The following is a 19,281-nucleotide window of genomic DNA, read 5'->3' on the forward strand; positions in this document are numbered from 1 at the left end:
TTTTACAAATAGAATCGACTTTCTTAGTGGTTCACTTTCATCCGGCGAAGGTGGTTCACTTTCACCCGGCGAGGGTGGCTCACTTTAATCCGGCCAGGGTGGTATACTATGACCGTTTTTTGCACTTTAGAGACATACCTAGAATACCGACCTCAGTTGCTGGAGCAATTTCCATCTGCTGTTCCTTTGGAGAAAGGTAATTATTCCGTTACCAGCAACTATGGCATTCGCATCCATCCAATTTCGGAAAAAAAAAGAAAACATTATGGAATCGATCTGGCAGCCCCACGTGGAAAATATGTTTATGCATCGGCATCCGGTACAATCCTGGATATCCTCTATTCACAAAAAGGCTATGGCACACATATTATTATTAAACATCGCTTCGGTTTTGAAACATTATATGGACATCTAAACAAGGTGCTTGTCCAAAAAGGGCAACCTGTAAAACAGCACGATATCATTGGCACGGTGGGTAGCACAGGAAGTTCCACTGGGAACCATCTACACTATGAGATACTGAAAAATATGATCCAAATAGACCCAAAACTTTCACTCAACCTAAAGAAAAATATTTATACCCATTTAATTGAATCAAAAACGAACAAAGATCGAGCAGAGTAAGAGAAAGTGGGGGATTAACTATTCTAAATTTAGTTATGGCTACACTAAATAAACATCAAGGTGTCTGCTCCTATAATCTTATTTTTTTGAATTTAAAATTACAGATGTTACAATCACATTTTACTAAGCGCCCAACCGGGCGTTTTATTATGGATTGGGGAAAAACGACTGGATAACTTCTAGGCGGTTTTCAAAGGAGTGGCAAAGGGATTGGTGTATGCCAAAAGTGATTTTATATATCATGGTTATACCACTATTTATAATTTAATATAGGATATCTATGTTGACTGTTGTCAGCATCAGGAGCTCGATCAAAAAATATAAAATCACAAATTTTGGCAAGGACTTAACCTAAGTATTAGAATTCATCTCTATAATATGTATTTTCATAAATGTCATTCGCATGAACAATAGAGCTGCTTAAATGTTCGAGACGGGAATCCAGATATCTGGATAATCTTTAAACATTATAAAGTGCATCAGCCAATTCGGTCTTTTTGTGTCGGCTCAATGGTACCTGTGTTCCAGCTACTTGAACAATTTTACTGTTAAATTTTTCAATTTTTTCCAAATTCACGATATAGGATTTGTGTATCCTTAGGAATTTATCCCCTGGCAACTGTTTTTCAAAAGATTTCATAGTAGAAAGTATAACGATATTACCTTCATTGGTCACCAATTTAACATAATCACCAAGAGCTTCGATCCATTTAATATCGTTTAGTACTACCTTGCGTTTTTTTAGGTTACTTTTCACGAAGATATATTCTTCTTCCTCGTTTGACTTATGAATCTGCTCATATTTGGCCACAGCTCTTTTTACGGAGGCATCAAAACGGGATAATGATATAGGTTTGTATAGGTAATCAGTTATATCGTAATCAAAAGCCTTAAGGGCATAATCAGGATTGCCTGTAATCAAAATTACCTGTGGAGGGTTGTCCAAGGATTCCAAAAGATCGAAACCACTGATGATCGGCATTTCTACATCTAGGAAAATAAGGTCGATGTCATTATTTTTGATACCGCTTTTTGCTTCAATGGCATTGCTGTACTCGGCTACCATTGTCAGGTTTGGATGATTGTTCACTAATCTTGCTACGGCGATTCGCTGCATAGAGGAATCGTCTACAATTATACATCTTAATTTCATGATAGGTATATTTGGGGTTTAAATCACGGCCAATTTACTTAAATAGCCTTTTCAGCCTGTCAAAATGATGTGAACGGCCCCTAAAATGTTGTGTAGATGCAGGTAGTGATTGTTTAGGAGTTTGGTCAATTCCATTTATGATTAATTGATGCCCTTCATAACCTAAATATGTGACTGTTCTTCAATTGAAATCCAAAACCTCTTATCGGAGAGGTCACTTGTTAAGAACATGTTGATTTCTTTGAGTTTGCTTTTTCTCTGTAGACAATTTTTGTTATTAGTTGTAAAAAGCAATAGAAAGGAACTACAATTTTCAAAAACCGTCGGTGCCAGAAATAACCTATTGTCATTTTCCCACCGTGAATTTGTAACTATCTCAATGGAAATATGTGGACGGGTGGGAAAGGAAATTGTCAAGATTGGTAATTCCTAGATAATTAGGTTCGTTTTGTAACTATGATAAATCAAGTAGCAATTACACCGAACTAGGTATTTAAGGGTTGTTAAAAATGGATGACTAAAACACGGGATAAAGAATAAAAAGAACAAGGTTCTGTTAGACGCACCTCATTTATGAAGCTTTCTTGCTACAGCGAGAATATGGACCTTTTGAACGTTTACCAGTTAGAATATATAATTAAGTGATAATTCTTTCTCATATTTACAACTATTAAATTTCTCAAATATGGAATTGAAAGTTTGCATTATAGATGACGACTTAGTGTCGCAATTCGCGTCAAGATATTGCATAGAACAATCAATTTCTAATTGCAGGACTATAGTTTGTGATACTGCGGAAGAAGTTTTGAACATGTTTGCCCATCCTGTAATTAATGAAGAGGATGTGCCGGATTTAATATTTCTAGATTTGGTCATGAACGGCATGGACGGTTGGGAATTTCTCGATACAATAAAGATTGGTAGCAATGTTTTACAAAAAACGGATATTTATATTCTATCTGCTTTTTCAAATTCGAAAGACCGGACTAGGGCTAAGGAGCATCCCATGATCAAAGGGCATTTTGACAAACCACTTTCCAAAAGCATTATGGAAAAGATTCTTCATTCAAAAAAGTAATAAACGAATCGTTTTTCAAAACTGTACATTTGAGAATTGCAATATAGTTATGCTCTTGCATAGCAGTGTTCTTTCAATTCATTTCATCCAAAGTTTATTGTAATTACATAGGCTTCCCTGAAAATGCATAAAATGTAGATAAGAATTCGTTGAAGTGCCATAATTCTTGATGAATATTTATTTTTTGCATTAAACCGTATTTATTGACATCTTGTAGAAAAAGAAAGTACAAGGTAAATTACTGCGATACCTTTGCATCCAAACCCCTAAACAATTTGGTATGGAAACAATTTTACTTTTTAAAGAAATATATTTAAATGGATTTAAGCAGCTGGGAAGTTGGCTGGTAAAAAGCTATTTCAAAGCTTTTTCATGGTTCAGTTTTGCTATGTTCATAGTAGTCCTATATGCATTTGGGTACAGATTAATTACTGGATTCTCTTTTTGAATGATTTAATAGAATTAAGAATTAGAAGATTTGATCCTTCCGTCGCTTTTCGGAAGGATTTTTTTATAAAAACTAAAAATATATTTTAAAGGTAGTACCTATATTCTCTTTACTTTCAATAGTTATAGTTGCATCTAGAGCCTCTAATTGGGATTTAACTAAAAAAAGACCAATACCTTTACCTGAAATATTTCTATGAAATCTTTTATACAGCTTAAATACATTCTCACCATGTCTATCTAGATTAATTCCAATGCCATTGTCCTTTATCACGAGCACTTTTTTATCGTTTTCAAAAAAAGTTTCAAAATGGATATAGGATGATACTCCATCCCGACGATATTCTATGGCGTTGGATATAAGGTTATTTAGTATGCTCTGTAAGTAAAATCTTGAGAAGTGTACCTGCTGCCAAGCTAATAAATTGAGCGATATTTTAAAATCATTTGAATCTAATAGCGTTTTGGAGAAATCCTTTTTAACGTCATTTATCAAAGTTAAAATATCAACTTCCTCGACCTGAACCTTTCTATCATCTATAATGGATACATACTCACCTATATCATTGGTGAGTTCTGTAATACTTTCGGCAATTTGACTTAGTTTTGGAAGAAGTTCATGTATTTTCTTTTGGGGGTCCTGTTCTTTGTTTATCATTGATACAATCAATGACATGCTTGTTACCGGAGCTTTTAGGTTATGCGAAACCAAATAATTAAATTCACTTAATTGCTTGTTTCTGATCATTAATTGACTATTTATATTGGAAATTTGCTTGTTGTTTTTGTCTAATTGATTTCTTTTTTTGTAGAGCAGTGCATTCTTTGTTTCCAATTCATTGACATAATTTTCTCTTTGTTGTCTGCTATTTACAAAAAAGTAAGCTATAGTCAATAGCATGGTAATAGTTATAAAATTGAAAATACCGATACCAAAATAAAGTAACTTTAAATTGGCGTGTAAAAATTTTGGAGGTAATTCTTGAACAACTTTCCAATTGTAAGGAGCAACTATTTCCAATGGTGTGTCAGAACCAAAATCCAACACCTTATTCAAACTTAACGTCTGAACAGACCATATGTGATCATTGCTCAAAAAGGTGGTATCCTTTTTAAATAACTGGTCGGAAAGACCATATTTTTGGTTCAGAGGAACTACTGAATCCGATATTTCAAATGGAATGTGGTTTATATAGGTATTGGAGGTAATTATATTCAGGTTATCATCCAGTAGATAGAAATTATTATCAACTATGTTGGTTCTTAGTTGGTTAAGAATTCGATCCATTTTATAATTGATGACCACAATACCTATCTTTTCTTTATTGCCATCAAAAATGGGTTGCACTGCCCGGATAACAGGTTTGTATGGTTTTTCAATTTTTCCATTTTCCCTGTTCAAATTAATTTGGGATAGGTATAGTTGCCCAAATTTAAGGCCAATCCCTTCTTTAAAATAAGTACGGTTTCTTTTGTCCTGCAACTCTCCAAATTCTAAAGAATCGATTCCTTTCCGCTGCACACGAAAAAATTCCTTACCATTTAAGTCAAGAAATCGAAACTGATCGTAATGGGTAATTCCCTTAATAATCTCAAGGTATGGTTCCATGAAGGCCCTATGGGTATTCAACGGGTCAAAGTCTTTTGGAAACTTCAGTTTTGACCAATAGTTGGCATTTTGTATGGGTGCCTGAAAAAGATCTATAAAAGATTTGCTCTTCATAATTGTTTCACGCTCTTGTAACAACGAGAAATTTTTTATTTGTACGTTTTTTTGATAGATGAGTAGGACCAAGGAAAATATTAAAAGAGGAAAATAAAGTATTGCGAAAATTTTAAATACCTTTTTCCACATAAAATCAACCTATTAAATTTTTTCGTTTATTGTACAAATAACACATGGGATTGTAGGTTTGTAATTACACTAATATAAGAAATATTCAGATTGTCGGACAGTCCTTCGCTAATAAACTTAATCCAAATAATTTACGGACCGGACCAAAAGTTTTGAATCCACTAAGACTGTATAGTTTGAAATATTGCGTTTAAAGATAAATTCTGAGGTTAATCTTTTGTAAGATAAAATTGCATCATTTAGAATTTAATACATTGATAATTATTGTAATTGATATTGGCTGTCAACAGTTAACTTTTTGCAAATATTCAGTTTTTTACTCGACAAAAGCTATTAAACAAGTAGTTCGGCGATTTTTAAAGACCATTGTGCAATAATCTTATATACTTAAACACTAGTCGCTAGATGGAGTTTCATCCAATCTTGATGTTTGGCCAAAAGCAGATTCAGATTAGACATATATTTCAACTCCTAATGAAGAATGGTTAGATCAATCTAACAATAATTTGGTATTCAATGCTAATCTGGTAGAAAGTCCAAATTTGGATTCGCCCCCACATTTTTGGTAAATGTCACCAATTTCAATCCCGGAATCATTTTGGACGGTGTTCATACTGGGTTGGCTACAGAATAAATACTGCCAATTTTAGTTTTTTCTAATAGTCCATATTTTCTGCGCCCCAGACCAACCAGGGTTATTCCCATTTTGTTTGACATTATGGAATTGCCGGTGAAACTACCCTGGCTCTTTTTGTTGAACCCTCGCCCAATGGATTTTAGTCACAGTATCACAATGATGGGACTGCCAAAGTTACTTTTGCAAATCCCGCAATAGATGATAGCTTACCACATATAGTTGGTTTATGTGACCACTCTTCCCTTGTAAAATGTATAGGTGTCATTAGGCAGGGTTACTTTACTTCCAAATGGATGTCCCGATAGGGGAGGGACGAATAAAGACTAAATTTGCAATAGTGAATAGGGTGAATATTCATTCTATCAAACCAAACACTTCCACCAATCTCCCTACTAGGGGATTTATTTAACCAAGTCGTATCAAATTCTTTCCTTAGGTGTCAGAGGTTTATTGTTTAGAGTGGAGCTGCGCTTAAATTTGAAAAACAAATCCGCTAAGTAACCACTTTCTTCTAGGTCATAGGATTCCGATAACCGGCCTCAGCTTATTTTAAAGGCTTTTGGGGACAGTAAAGTGGTTTTGTTGCCCAGCTATGCTAACTTTCATCCGGCGCAAGTTGTTCACATTCACCAACTCACCCAAGTTGCGTCTACAAACAATTAGGAGAAAAAAAATTCAAAAAAACCTCCAACTTATAACAACTTCAGGGGTATCCATAAATTTGATATAGCTATAATTATTTCAACCAAAACATTATTTGTTTGAGATGGAGACAACAGATTGGGATTTTTGGACTATATCATGGATAATTGCATCCAATTCTATTGCGGACAAGTAAACATTGTCCAGTAATTCGATTTTTTCATTATCATCTATTAAGTTTTCATGAAATAAATCGATAATTCCCATCAATCGAGCTAAGGGAGCCCTAACAATATGTGACTGAGTCCACGCTATTTCCCTTAATTTTTCGTTTTGCTTTTCAATCGCGATTTGGCCCTGACGCTTTTCAGTAATGTCCCTTATGTACAGGGAAAGTGTTTTTTCAGAAGGATAGATACTAACTTCCAGCCATTTGTTTAGTACTGAAAAATATTCCTGAAAATATACTGTTTTTCCCGTTTTTATGGATTTGTAATGTTTTAAAAATGTTTTGGAATCAACACTTTTCCGCAGGACATCCCACATGTTCTTGCCGATAATTTGATCCCGTGCGATCATCAACAATTTCTCCGCCATTTTATTCCAATACGTAACCGTCCAATCATTACCAACGGAAATAAAGGCATCCCCTATACTTTCGAGAATTCTATTCTTTTCTAGATTGGTCATTTCCATTTGTACTTGGGAAGCCTTTAAGTCGTTGATGTCCTGAATACTACCAAATATCCGTACACATTTTCCATTGATAAATTCGGGTTTGCCAATCATTCTCAACCATTGTTCATTGCCCTTTGCCGTGTTTATTCGTAGTTCCAAATCCCAAGCTTCCCCCTTAAGTGCAGCATTATTTATTAGGGTAGAAATTTTCTCCTTGGTTTCTTCATTTTGGTAAAAGCCGAGTACACTTTCTACAGTGGGGGTATAATTACTATCTACTTCGTATATTTTTTTTGTCATATCGGACCAATATATTTGAGCTGTTCTGAAATTTAATTCCCATCCACCAATAACGGCTAGGTCCGTAACTTCGTTTAGTAGATTTTTAAGGTCCTTATTTTCGGTAATATCTTTGGCTACGGCATATATCGCCCCTTCTTCCTCACTGGGTCTGGCGGTCCAACTAAGCCAAATGGTTTCGCCACTTTTACTGATGTAACGGTTCTCAAAATATTTGTACGACTTACCACTATACAAATGTGATTGTTGATTACGGGTTTTTTTTCGATCGTCGGGATGCACAAAATCTATAATTTTTCTAGAAAGCAATTCCTCTTCGGAATACCCTAAAAGTCGAGAGGCGGCAGGGTTTATTTTTTTGAAGAATCCATCATTTCCCGCTTTGCACAAAATATCCGGAGCAAAATTAAAAACATGTTCCAGTTCGGTTTCAACAAGCTTCCTTTTAATTTCTACCGCCAAATGGTCGGCGACTGCCTGAAACATTTCACTTTGAAAAATTTGGGTATCGGTTCCATTTTCCGACCCTAAAATAAGGGCCCCTATGAATTTTTCATTGTGGAACAGCGGAATCCCGATAATCTTGTCCAGTCCTAATAATTTAATAAACCTATTTCTATTGGCATGCTTTAAATCTTTGGTATCCCATATTTCAACAATCTGTTTTTCCCATATGGCTTTGACCAATCCGTTACTGCTTTGGAATGGTTTTTCCCCTTCCGCCTTACTCTGGACTATATTTCCCACATTGGTGTTTTTATAATCTGCAAAAAGTTGTATATCGGAATTTTCTGAGTTCGGCAACCATATTTCGCCAAACGCCAATCCTCCGAAATCCGTCAAATAATTCAAAATACTTACTAAACATGGTTTCAAGTCTTTTTCGTGACCGAACAATAGACTAATATCGATCATTAAGTTTTTTTGAATCTCCTGATTCTTCTTATCACTAACATCCCGTTCTATGGATATCCAATGCGTAAACCAGCCTTTTTCATCAGCAACAGGGCTCAACGACAGGTTGACCCAAAATTCTTCACCATGTTTTTTATAATTGATGGTGGTAATTTCGCAAGGTTCCCAACTTCGCATTGCCTGATTTAATCTTTTTAACTCCTTAGGGTCTGATTTTGGCCCCTGTAGAATTTTGGGAGTTTTTCCGATAATCTCTTCGGCCGTATAACCGGTCATTTTAGTAAATGCCCTATTTACATATAAAATTTTAGAACCTTGTTCATCAAAGGGCTCCGCTTCGGTAATCAGCACGGCATCCTTAGTGTTTGTAACCACGGATTCTAGCAAACGCAACTGTTGTTCCTCAACTTTTTGTTGGGTGATGTCTTGTACGGTTCCCTCCATTCTATTAGGGCTGCCATCTTGAAAAATAGTCCGTCCCAACTGATGTATCCATTTTATTGTGTCCCCAGGCAATATAATTCTATAGACAAAATCATATACTTTATTTTGGGCAACAGTATTTTTATTTTTTAGGATAAAATCATCGCGGTCATCCGCATGGATGGTATTTACAAAAGAATCATAATTAAGGTCAACGGATTCCTGCTTTCTTTCCCAAATTTTATAAACTTCCTCGGAACATGACAAATAAAAATTATTCAAATCAAGACTCCAATGTCCCAGTTTTGCGATAGACGTTGCACTTTTTAGCTTATGTTCCGATTGTTTCAGCTCATTTAAATATTTTTCCCTTTCGGTTACATCGCTACATGTAGCCAGAACACACTTTACTTCATCTATAGTTAAATGTTGTCCAACAACATCCATTTTAACCAATTCTCCATTCTTCTTTTTGTGGGTATATATTCCAGACTTAAGGGTCCCGGATTGAAGCTGAAATTCTTCGAGTCCCTTCAATAATTTACTTATCTCTTCTTTCTGCCTTAACTCCAATGCCGTCATGGTCATAAACTCTTCCCTAGAATACCCATAAAATTGTACCATGGCATCATTGACATCAAGGATTCGGAAGCTATCGATCTCAAGTATATATTTGGGATATGGGCTGGTATTAAAAAGTAGACGGTGCTTTTCCTCAGAAGCTTTTATTTCTTTATTTATCAGTACTCTTTCCGTAATGTCCCTTGCATTGATAACAATGCCCTGGATCATTGGGTCATCAATTAAATTGACGAATAACATTTCTATCCATTTCCATGTCCCATTTTTATGTCGATATCTAAAGGGTTTGGAGACAAAGGGTTCATTTTGAATAAATTTTGAAAAATAATTGGTAACCTTCCCTCTTTCAGCATCATGTATAAAGTGGAAAAAGCTTTTGTCTATCAATTCTTCCGAAGAATATTCTAAAGCTGATTCCAAGGTTGTATTTACGTAGCTATAGTTTCCCTTTATATCAACAATTGCCATCCAGTTATATCCGGCTTGAATTACGGAGGAATACTTCGGATTTATGAGTTCAATTTGTTCCCAAACCTTTTTTTGGGTAGTTATGTCCAGTAAATCCCCTTCCAAAAAGATAAGTTTCCCGGTATCATTAGTTTTCGAATTATTAATTATAATGTTAACAATAACAATGTCACCGGACCTATGAATCATTTTACATTCGAATTCATCATCCGTTAAGTTGTTGTTGCTCCAGTTTCGCCATGTATCCTTAAACTTATCTTGATCAAAAAAATAGACAAAATCACTCCAACTGTCAACGGAATCCAACTCAAGTTCGTCAGTGGCATAACCAATCATATTAAAAAACCTGGGACTAAACCATAAATTACCCGTTGTATTGTCAAACTTCCAACTAGCAGTACCATTTGCCTCCGAATAATTTCCTATGGTAATATTTTTATTGTCTACGAAGGTTTTGGCAGAGGCCATTTTTCCTAGTTCCTGATGAAATGAGAGTAATGAAACTACTTGATTAGCCAAAGACCTGATAGCCTTTGATTGGTGGTCTGTAAAAGTAATTGGTCGGAAATCATAAATACAAATTATGCCGAGAATTGTTCCTGTAGAATCTTGCAACGGAGCTGTAATCAAAAATACTGGCAAGCTGGACGATAGGGTTTCAGAACCGTCAACATAATCTGGATTATTTTGAATATCCGTTATTACAAGTAATTCATTTGGGCAAATGTAAAAATGATTGATAATTTGTTTTTCTATTTTATATCCAGAAAGTTCATGGTTTAGATGGGTTTGCAAACCATTCGGAAACTTTAAAAGTGCAGTTTTGGCCGAATGGGAATCGAGTATAAATGAAGCTAATTGACAAATGTCATTATAGTTCCTTAAAGGAACTTCCAAAAATGAAAGGGATGGGAGGAACTCAACGTTATTTCTATACACTACAATTGTAAATTAAATTAAATGGGCCAACTCGATTTTGTAACCTTGGAGTGATGGATTGGAATATTTCGAATTCACGGAGCCATCAATTGTACCATTATATATTAGACTGTACTAAAAACCCAATCAATGGAAATACTTAGCTTGATTATTTGATTTTTAATAAAAATAATCTTTTATTTTCAAATAGTTGGCTAATTGACCAGGCTCAACCAATGATATTTGATTTGCCGAAATATGCCCAAAAACTCCTTTACCACCAAAGGTTTGCTTATATAGCAAAAATTATTTTTATTAAACTGTGGTTGTATATCAGACCCGGAAGAAGTCAATATTAAGACTGGGATAAAAAAATTATTCAAATTACTTATTTTAGATAAAATATTGACTCCGTTAATCATGATGAGATCCTCATTTGCAATAATTAAATCCGGATTTCCAATATTTTTATTCTTCAATATACTTTGAATATGAACAATGGCTTCTGGGCCTTCTTCCAATAAAATAATATTACAAAGCTCTCCATTTTGTTGAAGGGACTCTTTAACTAATATGGCATCAAGGACACAGTTTTCGATCAATATGATATTTTTTGTATTCATAGAAGTTAAGTTTCCATTAGATTTGGGTATGATTCTTTAACTGCTAATTTGGTGATTTATTTTATTTAAAGTAACATTAATTAGACTAATTACGAACTTCGTGACTACGCTATATGTTGACTATAATTTCAAATGAATCACTATGGACTTAAAGCACGGAGGTTTTCTTTACTAGGTACTGAAAGTCCTTAGCCCTATTCCAATATAAAATTTGAATTATCAGAACCGTCTAGACGATGATACTCTAAATCATCATTGACCATCTTTCCGTTACATTTCGCGTACTCTATACACCATAACCGCTCGCCCAAAAATGTTGTCCCCGTAACATTTTTTTAGCATCGGAAACTTATGATGGCGCTTTCCCGATGTTACTACTTCAATAGTTTTACCATCGAACTTACATTCATCTTGGGGGGTATTCAATGGGCATATGGATATGGTCGGAACTCACTACCCCATTCAAAATCTCTATCCCTTCTGTTTCAATTCTATATCAGCAGCTCCAGAAAACGTTTCTGCACATCCCCGCGTCAAACCTTGGTCTGTACTTAGTAGCCCAATCAAGGTGAGGGGTCAATCTGCTTGCCGTATGTGATCCCTTCCTCAATGTATTGACCATTACACGAAAATATAGATTTTTTCGAATTACTAAAGTGCTGCAATAAATTATAGGGTTTAACACCCTAACCTGTGACCAATTAAGGCTCTTTTTTTATTTAAAAAAGTAGAATAATATCCATCCAAAATGAGTTCAACTTCGACCAAAATCGTTTTTATTCTTCAATAAACAGGAAAAATCTGGTTGAAAGCAAAACTGATAAAGCGAAATGATTATGATTTAAGTAAGTTCATTTAGTAGGTTTTGAGCATAATCCTACCGATAGAACTAAGGGTAAAACCAATTAATTATTAAAATGAGTGCCAAACAATTGTTCATTGGCCTTTTGAAGTGAAAGTAATGTTATGAAAGTAAATTTTAAAATGTTGTACATATGTTGTACAGAAGTAAAAAACCCAAGAGCATAAACTCTTGGGTTTCCTATTTTTACTGGTAGCGAGAGGGGGGCACGATCCCCCGACCTCCGGGTTATGAACTTTGAAAAGCCTGTATTGATATGGTTCTATATGACTTATAATCAGTCGTTTATTGATGAGTTGTGAAATTATGAAATGTTGTAAAACCAAGTAAAAACATCAAATGTTGTACCTATGTTGTACCTAGATTTTGTATCTTGAAGTATCGAACTTCAAAATAATGGCAACAATACAGGCAGTTTTAAGGAGGAAACCAAACAAAGCGGGTTTATTCCCTATCGCGATTCGTGTAACTATAGATAGAAAATCATCATTCTTGTTTACTGGACAATATATTGACGAGAAATTCTGGGATAGTAAATTCGACAGAGTAAGAAAATCACATCCGAACTCAAGCCGTTTAAATAAGTTGGTTGCAAAGAAACTATCAGAAGCAAATGACAGACTTATTGATAGTGATGGGGAAGGTAACGACCGATCTGCCAAGAAGATAAAAAATAAAATACTTGGTAAGTCAAAGGTAGATTTTTTTCTAGCCAGTGAATTATTTCTTGGGAACATACTAAGACGTAAAAAATTCGATCAACATTACAATCAAGAAAAGAGATTGAATATATTCAAAGATTTTTTGGGGCGCAAGGAGTTGCCGTTTATCGATTTGGATGTTAGTTTGTTAAGGCGGTTTGAAGCCTATCTACTTTATGAGCGAAAGGTAGCTCCAAGAACAGCTATTAATTATCTTATGCTAATTAGAACAGTCTATAATTTGGCACGAAAAGAATATCATGTGGACGATAGCAGCTATCCATTTGGAAAAGGAAAAATTCAGATAAAATTCCCTGAAAGTGAGAAAATCGGATTGAATAAGGAAGAGATCATATTGCTTGAAACAGCAAGAGACTTGACAGTGGCTCAACAAAATACAGTTAATACGTGGCTAACAAGTTTTTATTTTGCGGGTATAAGGGTCGGTGATATTTTGAAATTGAAATGCTCGGATTTTAAAGATGATAGGCTTTATTATCGGATGGGGAAAAACCAAAAAATAGTTTCCCTAGCAGTGCCTGAGAAGGCAAAAAGATTACTATACCTGTATACGTCGGTTCAACAGCATAAAAATGATTTAGTTTTTCCTTATTTAAAAGGGACTAATTTAAAAGACCATAAGCAAGTGGTAACTCGGGTAAAGACGATAACTAGAAACTTAAATAGGCGATTGGAAATGGTAGCCGAAAAACTTGGTATTGAAAAGAAACTCAGTATGCACATTGCACGGCACAGCTTCGGTAATATTTCAGGGGATAAAATCCCAATTCAAATGCTTCAGAAATTATATCGGCATTCTTCTATTACAACCACCGTCAATTATCAGTCAAATTTCATGCACAAAGAAACGGATGATGCTTTAGAAAAGGTTCTAAACTTTGATTGAGATGTTACCGTTTGACCATTCGATTGACGCTTAATCCTAATTAATTGGCAAAGAATGGACATAATTCGTATATTATAGGATGAAAAATCACGAAGATGACCATACATTTAACTTTTAATAATTAATCCGATGCAGGTGGTATGTCTACAAGAAGAAGCTTTTTATGCTTTATTTGATAAGGTGGTGGAACATTTAGAATCTAAACGCATGGATAAACCGGCTAAATGGATTGATGGTGAAGAAGCAATGTTATTACTTAATATAAAATCTACAACCACCTTGCAGAAATTGAGGGATGAGGGAAAGATTCGATTTTCTCAACCACAAAAAAAAATAATTCTTTACGATCGAGATTCAATTAATGAATATATTGAAAGGTACGCCCGTGAAACTTTTTAATTATGGAAGAAAATCTAAAAGTTGATAAGGATTACATGGAAGCATTCAATCTGGGCTATGAACTGGCTAAAGAATTGAATCTAAAATCGCCCATGTTCAAAGAAGTTAATTCAAAAAATGAGCGTATGAATGCGATTCAATCAGGGATGGAACAATACAATAGGGAAATTACGAAACATAAAAATCTTACTTTAGATAGGAGTGAAATTATTCCAAAAAAACATAAAAATGAGGATAACCAAAAAGGGAATGAACTCTCCATTTAAGTGGTATTGTCCAGTCTAAACCATTTAGATTTTACCGAATGTATAGCAAGAGCCATACGAATCGAGAGGTTCACCTACGATTCTTGAGAGAATTTTTAGGATGAGACTCCCCTTTACCTACTTGAATATAGCAAGTTCTTGCCGAAGTTCTATTGTCTATCTATCTAAAATTATTGCTGCGACTATTTTGGCAATACGGGAACCAAACCATGCCTTTTCATTACCATTTTTAGTTTTTCAATATCAGGAGGTCCGCCTGCGTTTACAATTTGAGCACACTCTTCAAAGAAATTTGGCCCAAGAAGGGCTGGAGTAATTACTGCCAGAGCCTTTGAATTTTCATTCCTGAAATTATTAAACCCTTGCACCGCACCGCGAGGAATAAAATAAGATTCACCTTTAGCAATATCAACAGGTTTACCCTCTACAGTAAATTTAGTTAGTTTATATGATTATTATCATTTTTTTCATCAAATGAATTTCTGAACTTGGTAAATAATGTACTGGTCTGGAAACATTAACCATAAGTGTTAGAAGTTGAATAAATATATTCCAGAAGGATATATCAAAAATAATTATTACAGAATATTATGAAAACGCTACTAATTATTTTTTCACTTTTTGGGTTAGTTGCCTTGAGTGGTTGTGCCCAGAAAACAGACACAAATGTTTTGCTTCAAAATTCCGAAACAAGAAATGAGATTTTCGATGTGATAGTTGAAGATCGTGACATGATGAATTCCTTTATGGAAAAAATGCAGGATAATGAAAATGCTATGCATATGATGCAAGGAAATCAAATGATGATTGGACATATGATGGATCATAACGGCATCCAAATGATGATAAAAAATGGACCCATAATGAACAATATGATGCAATTGATGCATGAAAATGGTATGTTGAGTAATGAATGTATGCAAGACATTTTGAAAACAATGAATGATAAGGGTATGAAGATGAATGGAATGGGAATGATGAACCAAGAGGAAGATAATAATAAGTAACTATCAAATTAAATTAAATAGTAGTTTAATTATGCACCACGTTGACGGACATTTTTGGGGTATGCATTTTTTGTGGTGGATCGTATTGTTAATTGTATTGATTGGAATTTTCCGGTTTCTTTATAAAACATCTTTCCGAGGACCAAAAAAAGTCGATTCATTACAAATTCTTAAAAAACGATTTGCTAATGGTGACATCTCAAAAGAAGTATATGAAGAATCAAAGAAAATTTTGGAGGTGGATCTTTAATTATAAGACACTATCCCTTTAAGTGTATAAGTCCTGAATTAAGGTTATTGTATCTTTTTTACATTGTTAATGTTTCCTCGCCACTATATGAAATATTTGCCAATGTTTTGGTTTCCTAAGCTCTGGCGGATCGTCACGTTCTTCTTCCCTAATCATCTCTATTGAAAAGCCTTCTAACAACTTTAAAACTTCCTTACGAGAGTGGTGAGATCGATTAGGAAGTGATGCCCAGGTATCTCTACTTCCAAAGAACTGACCTGCAAACCTGCCTCCGGGGCGGATTGATGCTACGATTTTATTCCATAGCACTTCAAAATGTTGTGGCTCGCAAAACGGCAAGGCGAAACTGGCGTTCACCATGTCACAATCGGGAAACTTCATATCACAGAAGTTCACCACTGTGGCTGTCAATTGGGGTTTCAATATGTCTGGTACCCTCGCCCATAAATAAGAGAATGCTTCTGGGTGATTATCGGTTGCTAATACTCGCCAGTTTCTACTGAGCAGTTCCAGCGAATCACGGCCTTCACCAGCAGCTAAATCGACCGCAAATCCTTTACTAAATCCCTCCTGCTCAAAAGAATCCAGGGCTGCAATGAGTGTATCTCGAGCTCCTTTTCCAAGAACAGCATTGAAATACCCCGACCAGTCTTCTATCTCCGAGAAGTCTTGTGCACCCATAGGTGGTAAGCCCGGCTTCTTTGATTTGTCTTTTTCGTACATAAGTTTTCTATTTTGTAATACTATAATTCTGCCAATTGTTAAGAAAATTAATACTCTAATTTAAATATTAATTTTTCATATTTCTTGTTTTAAATGAAGCACAATGGTCTTGTATATCGCTCGTACCGGGCAAATTATAAAATTATTTTCGGTTAAGCACGAGCCGAATTTTTAAATTTTTCTTATTACCTTTTTTTATAAATAAGTCTAATTTAAAAATTTAGCGGTCTTTGCAAATAAGCACAAACCACTCAGAAGGCCTTTAGTAGCTATGTTTTATACACGGAGTTGAACGAATCCTACCTATCGGTTGGAAGCTCCCTAAACTCTTCAGATAGGATATTCTTTTCATAAAAGTAATGGATTTATTAGTTTGTATCTTAACTTTAAATCTATTATCATATTTAAAAAAAGTAAGACCCTTGTGGAAGTACAAGGCTTCAGTACAATTCAAAACAAATTGAAGCAAAGCTTTTCCATTAATGGCAAAGCAAAAAGCACCTTAAGCAATTACCTCAGATGCCTGGCACACATTGCCCTGCACTAAAAGCAGGGTCCGGAGAAACTCACGGTAGAAAACTGGACTTGCAACAAAAAAGTGGACAATTAGATAAGAGCCATGTACTTTAGGCCCCAATAAGTTCGGAGTGATATTTTAAATTTCAAAAAAATAACTTTGAGATATAAAATACAGGAAATGGAGTTTAGACGAAAGGCTAGAAATCCTATCATCTTCAGAAGAGCTGGGTATGGTTAAAGACATAGCCGAAAAATGGGAAAATAAACCTTTGAATTATATAATTAATTATAAGAATTATTAAATATTCTTTATGAAAATTAACTTATTTTTGAGGTTCACATTGATGTTCTACCAAAAAAAAATAAATATTATGAAAAATCCATCTTCACCTAAAAAAATTACCTGGATCATCGGATTGGTCAGTGGAGTACTTGGAATTATAGGCCACTTCGCCGATGTTCAGATTTTGAGTGAAAATAATTACATACTATTGCTGATAGGCTTTTTGGTGTTGGCAGCAGGAACCACTTTAAGACAGGTTTAAGGGGGGTATTTGCCGGGTATTATCCGGCAATGACTATTTCGGAGTGATGGCGGTTCTTCGTCACTTTTGGTGAAACAAATCAAATAGAATTCGCCAGTACCATTCTTCTTAGTAGCTGAAAATCAGCTCTGCCGTACATCATCCTTTTAATGTTTTTTAGTTTATTAACCTGCCCTTCGACCTGTCCATTACTGATAGTGCTTATCACGGCCTGATTTACGGCATCAAAATATTATTGACACCATTGCGGGTCATTTTCTGCCCTTGGGCATTGGGGAAGAGAGGTTTCTTTACATTTGCCCTGTTGGAGAGGTCGTTTTTTTGAGTTAGATAATGCCTGAGTAGCTCTACTTCTTTATCGGGTAATGGTACTGATCTGTATTTATCGCCCTTTCCATGAAGAATTACCCTATATGGTTTATTTGTAACAAATAAAGATTCGGGCGTCAGATCAATAATCTCTTGCACCCGCGCTGCACTTTTGCACATTAATGATAGCAAAGCAAGATCTCTGTTCCCTTTCGCTTTTTGGATATCTGGTTGTTCTAGCAGAAATTTAATTGCATCAATAGTCAGATAGCTGATGCCTAGATCCGTGGTTTTTTTAGGGGGATCAATAATATCCGATGATAATCCAATAAATGATCAGGAGACATGTATTGGGTATATTTAATGAAAGAAGATAAGGCTGCGAGTCGTTGATTTCGAGTAGCATTACTACAGTTCCGTTCATTTTCAAGCCAGTCCAAAAAACCAACTATTATATCTTTATTAAGATGACGGAATGATAAACTGTGAGCCGGAACCTTCATCACCTGGTGCATGTATTTAATCAACAGAATGAAAGTGTAGCTATATGATTTGATCGTATTTATGCTTACCCCTTTCTCATTAGGGAGGTAATCATTTAGAAAGCCAGATGTAAGCCGGGCAAAATAGGTCGTCTTTTTCATAGTTGGTTCTTAGGTTGCGAAGGAATATCGGGAAGGATGTCTATAAGCCAAATTTAAAAATTTGGCGACCTTGAAAAAGTGCCTTTGCCATTGGGTTAAGCACTCATTGCCCTATTATTTTTATACATTGTGTGTGCCCAGCATTGGCATCTTTTTAACTACAGAAATGTAGTTAATTAATCTAGAGGGTGCAAGTCCCTTATGGGCTGGGGCAACGCCTAGAACCATTAGTAAGCCGCAAGGGTGGTAACTGCGAGGTTACATCTGAAGGAAGCGGGACTACAAAATTCGGTACTGACCAACAGGAACCGTATAGGAGGCATTTATGCAGGGGTAAGCAAGCACATCATTGTAAAGCCCAAAAGAATACGAAAAGTGCATTTATGTAGATACGGCAGGAATCGAGGGAAAGAAGATGTCATTACCTGGGGAGGTCTCCAAAGTTACGAGTAACTATATGGCGAAGTCAGCAGAGGTCATAGTACTTACGGGAAATGAGTTAGGGCAGTACCCAATACATCGATGTGCTCAAAGAAAATAACATCCAAATATCAATGTATAGTAAGGGAAGGGCCCTGGACTACATTTATATCGAACGTTTCTGGAAGTCCATCAAAAATGAAAAGATATATCTGAATCCTCCAAACGGGGGTCTGGTCCTCTATCAAATGGTAAAGGAGTATATCGAGTTTTACAATACAAAAAGTAGACATACCGAAATAGGAAAAATGCCACCCGATCAAATTTTTAAAACTAAAAAAATGGCATCATGATTCTCTTTATTACTTGACTGAATATCCGAGAAG

At 35.3% G+C, this 19,281-nt stretch carries 17 protein-coding genes and 2 pseudogenes; 10 read left to right on the forward strand and 9 right to left on the reverse strand.

Translation table 11 applies throughout. The annotated features are described in order from the left end of the window. The coding region (locus CWD90_RS23295; protein WP_205161260.1) for a hypothetical protein at positions 1-200 on the forward strand (200 nt) is incomplete at its 5' end. Further along, positions 157-624 carry a M23 family metallopeptidase gene (locus CWD90_RS15975; protein WP_205161261.1) on the forward strand — a complete coding sequence of 156 codons (468 nt, stop codon included), beginning with the start codon at positions 157-159 and terminating at the stop codon, positions 622-624. The genes CWD90_RS23295 and CWD90_RS15975, both read left to right, overlap by 44 nt. Before the next feature lie 460 nt (positions 625-1,084). On the opposite strand, the gene CWD90_RS15980 is transcribed toward CWD90_RS15975, so the two are convergent. Then, positions 1,085-1,777: a LytR/AlgR family response regulator transcription factor gene (locus CWD90_RS15980; RefSeq protein WP_103477087.1), complete on the reverse strand. Its 693-nt coding sequence runs from the start codon at positions 1,775-1,777 to the stop codon at positions 1,085-1,087. A gap of 685 nt (positions 1,778-2,462) precedes the next feature. Between CWD90_RS15980 and CWD90_RS15990 the strand changes: the two genes are divergently transcribed. Together CWD90_RS15990 and CWD90_RS23650 are read left to right on the forward strand one after the other, a co-directional pair. Then, positions 2,463-2,855 (forward strand): response regulator, encoded by a 393-nt coding sequence (locus CWD90_RS15990; RefSeq protein ID WP_103477089.1) that lies wholly within the window; start codon positions 2,463-2,465, stop codon positions 2,853-2,855. A gap of 280 nt (positions 2,856-3,135) precedes the next feature. After that, entirely contained in the window at positions 3,136-3,303 is a 168-nt protein-coding gene (locus CWD90_RS23650; RefSeq protein ID WP_181422910.1) for a DUF6747 family protein, read from the forward strand. A gap of 72 nt (positions 3,304-3,375) precedes the next feature. Here CWD90_RS23650 and CWD90_RS15995 read toward each other — a convergent pair whose 3' ends face one another. From CWD90_RS15995 to tnpA, 4 genes and pseudogenes are all read right to left on the reverse strand, one after another. Further along, entirely contained in the window at positions 3,376-5,025 is a 1,650-nt protein-coding gene (locus CWD90_RS15995) for a sensor histidine kinase (protein ID WP_157941252.1), read from the reverse strand. 1,522 nt (positions 5,026-6,547) lie between these two features. After that, a complete protein-coding gene (locus CWD90_RS16000) occupies positions 6,548-10,741 on the reverse strand; it encodes a PAS domain S-box protein (protein WP_103477091.1) in 4,194 nt (1,397 codons plus the stop codon). Between the two features lie 194 nt (positions 10,742-10,935). Continuing rightward, a complete protein-coding gene (locus CWD90_RS16005) occupies positions 10,936-11,343 on the reverse strand; it encodes a response regulator (RefSeq protein WP_103477092.1) in 408 nt (135 codons plus the stop codon). A 194-nt stretch (positions 11,344-11,537) separates the two neighbouring features. Continuing rightward, positions 11,538-11,965: pseudogene (gene tnpA, locus CWD90_RS23230) on the reverse strand (IS200/IS605 family transposase). Between the two features lie 606 nt (positions 11,966-12,571). Here tnpA and CWD90_RS16015 point away from each other — a divergent pair. From CWD90_RS16015 to CWD90_RS16035, 4 genes are all read left to right on the forward strand, one after another. Continuing rightward, the gene (locus CWD90_RS16015) at positions 12,572-13,813 is read left to right on the forward strand and encodes a site-specific integrase (protein WP_239986542.1); all 1,242 of its coding nucleotides are present in this window, start codon (positions 12,572-12,574) and stop codon (positions 13,811-13,813) included. Between the two features lie 129 nt (positions 13,814-13,942). Next, positions 13,943-14,212: a helix-turn-helix domain-containing protein gene (locus tag CWD90_RS16020; RefSeq protein ID WP_103477094.1), complete on the forward strand. Its 270-nt coding sequence runs from the start codon at positions 13,943-13,945 to the stop codon at positions 14,210-14,212. A gap of 2 nt (positions 14,213-14,214) precedes the next feature. Then, on the forward strand, positions 14,215-14,478 hold the full coding sequence (locus tag CWD90_RS16025) for a hypothetical protein (RefSeq protein WP_103477095.1): 264 nt from the start codon (positions 14,215-14,217) through the stop codon (positions 14,476-14,478). A gap of 590 nt (positions 14,479-15,068) precedes the next feature. Continuing rightward, positions 15,069-15,485 carry a hypothetical protein gene (locus CWD90_RS16035; RefSeq protein WP_103477097.1) on the forward strand — a complete coding sequence of 139 codons (417 nt, stop codon included), beginning with the start codon at positions 15,069-15,071 and terminating at the stop codon, positions 15,483-15,485. Positions 15,486-15,801: 316 nt separating this feature from the next. Here the strand turns inward: CWD90_RS16035 and CWD90_RS16045 are convergent, their stop codons facing one another. Continuing rightward, the gene (locus CWD90_RS16045) at positions 15,802-16,458 is read right to left on the reverse strand and encodes a class I SAM-dependent methyltransferase (protein WP_205161262.1); all 657 of its coding nucleotides are present in this window, start codon (positions 16,456-16,458) and stop codon (positions 15,802-15,804) included. Between the two features lie 890 nt (positions 16,459-17,348). Between CWD90_RS16045 and CWD90_RS23235 the strand changes: the two genes are divergently transcribed. Continuing rightward, positions 17,349-17,522 (forward strand): hypothetical protein, encoded by a 174-nt coding sequence (locus CWD90_RS23235; protein WP_192878036.1) that lies wholly within the window; start codon positions 17,349-17,351, stop codon positions 17,520-17,522. Between the two features lie 79 nt (positions 17,523-17,601). Here the strand turns inward: CWD90_RS23235 and CWD90_RS23725 are convergent. The 3 genes and pseudogenes from CWD90_RS23725 to CWD90_RS23730 all read right to left on the reverse strand — a co-directional run. Next, positions 17,602-17,724, reverse strand: a pseudogene (locus tag CWD90_RS23725) (hypothetical protein); the annotation flags it as partial. Between the two features lie 14 nt (positions 17,725-17,738). Further along, the gene (locus CWD90_RS16065) at positions 17,739-18,161 is read right to left on the reverse strand and encodes a tyrosine-type recombinase/integrase (RefSeq protein ID WP_103477100.1); all 423 of its coding nucleotides are present in this window, start codon (positions 18,159-18,161) and stop codon (positions 17,739-17,741) included. Then, positions 18,110-18,475: a site-specific integrase gene (locus tag CWD90_RS23730; protein ID WP_103477101.1), complete on the reverse strand. Its 366-nt coding sequence runs from the start codon at positions 18,473-18,475 to the stop codon at positions 18,110-18,112. The genes CWD90_RS16065 and CWD90_RS23730 overlap by 52 nt, the downstream gene beginning before the upstream one ends. A 524-nt stretch (positions 18,476-18,999) precedes the next feature. Between CWD90_RS23730 and CWD90_RS23735 the strand changes: the two genes are divergently transcribed. Continuing rightward, positions 19,000-19,248, forward strand: a complete 249-nt coding sequence (locus CWD90_RS23735) for an integrase core domain-containing protein (RefSeq protein ID WP_353057377.1) — start codon at positions 19,000-19,002, stop codon at positions 19,246-19,248. Positions 19,249-19,281 lie beyond the last annotated feature (33 nt).

The sequence above is a fragment of the Arenibacter catalasegens genome (genome assembly GCF_002909235.1).
In the GTDB taxonomy this organism is placed as follows: Bacteria; Bacteroidota; Bacteroidia; order Flavobacteriales; family Flavobacteriaceae; genus Arenibacter; species Arenibacter catalasegens.

Bases quoted from the DNA above. Each gene is read 5' to 3' on its own strand.
- CWD90_RS15980 (WP_103477087.1), bottom strand. From the start codon at position 1,777: ATGAAATTAAGATGTATAATTGTAGACGATTCCTCTATGCAGCGAATC.
- CWD90_RS15990 (WP_103477089.1), top strand. From the start codon at position 2,463: ATGGAATTGAAAGTTTGCATTATAGATGACGACTTAGTGTCGCAATTC.
- CWD90_RS23650 (WP_181422910.1), top strand. From the start codon at position 3,136: ATGGAAACAATTTTACTTTTTAAAGAAATATATTTAAATGGATTTAAG.
- CWD90_RS15995 (WP_157941252.1), bottom strand. From the start codon at position 5,025: ATGAAGAGCAAATCTTTTATAGATCTTTTTCAGGCACCCATACAAAAT.
- CWD90_RS16005 (WP_103477092.1), bottom strand. From the start codon at position 11,343: ATGAATACAAAAAATATCATATTGATCGAAAACTGTGTCCTTGATGCC.
- CWD90_RS16020 (WP_103477094.1), top strand. From the start codon at position 13,943: ATGCAGGTGGTATGTCTACAAGAAGAAGCTTTTTATGCTTTATTTGAT.
- CWD90_RS16025 (WP_103477095.1), top strand. From the start codon at position 14,215: ATGGAAGAAAATCTAAAAGTTGATAAGGATTACATGGAAGCATTCAAT.
- CWD90_RS16035 (WP_103477097.1), top strand. From the start codon at position 15,069: ATGAAAACGCTACTAATTATTTTTTCACTTTTTGGGTTAGTTGCCTTG.
- CWD90_RS16045 (WP_205161262.1), bottom strand. From the start codon at position 16,458: ATGTACGAAAAAGACAAATCAAAGAAGCCGGGCTTACCACCTATGGGT.
- CWD90_RS23235 (WP_192878036.1), top strand. From the start codon at position 17,349: ATGAAAAATCCATCTTCACCTAAAAAAATTACCTGGATCATCGGATTG.
- CWD90_RS23730 (WP_103477101.1), bottom strand. From the start codon at position 18,475: ATGAAAAAGACGACCTATTTTGCCCGGCTTACATCTGGCTTTCTAAAT.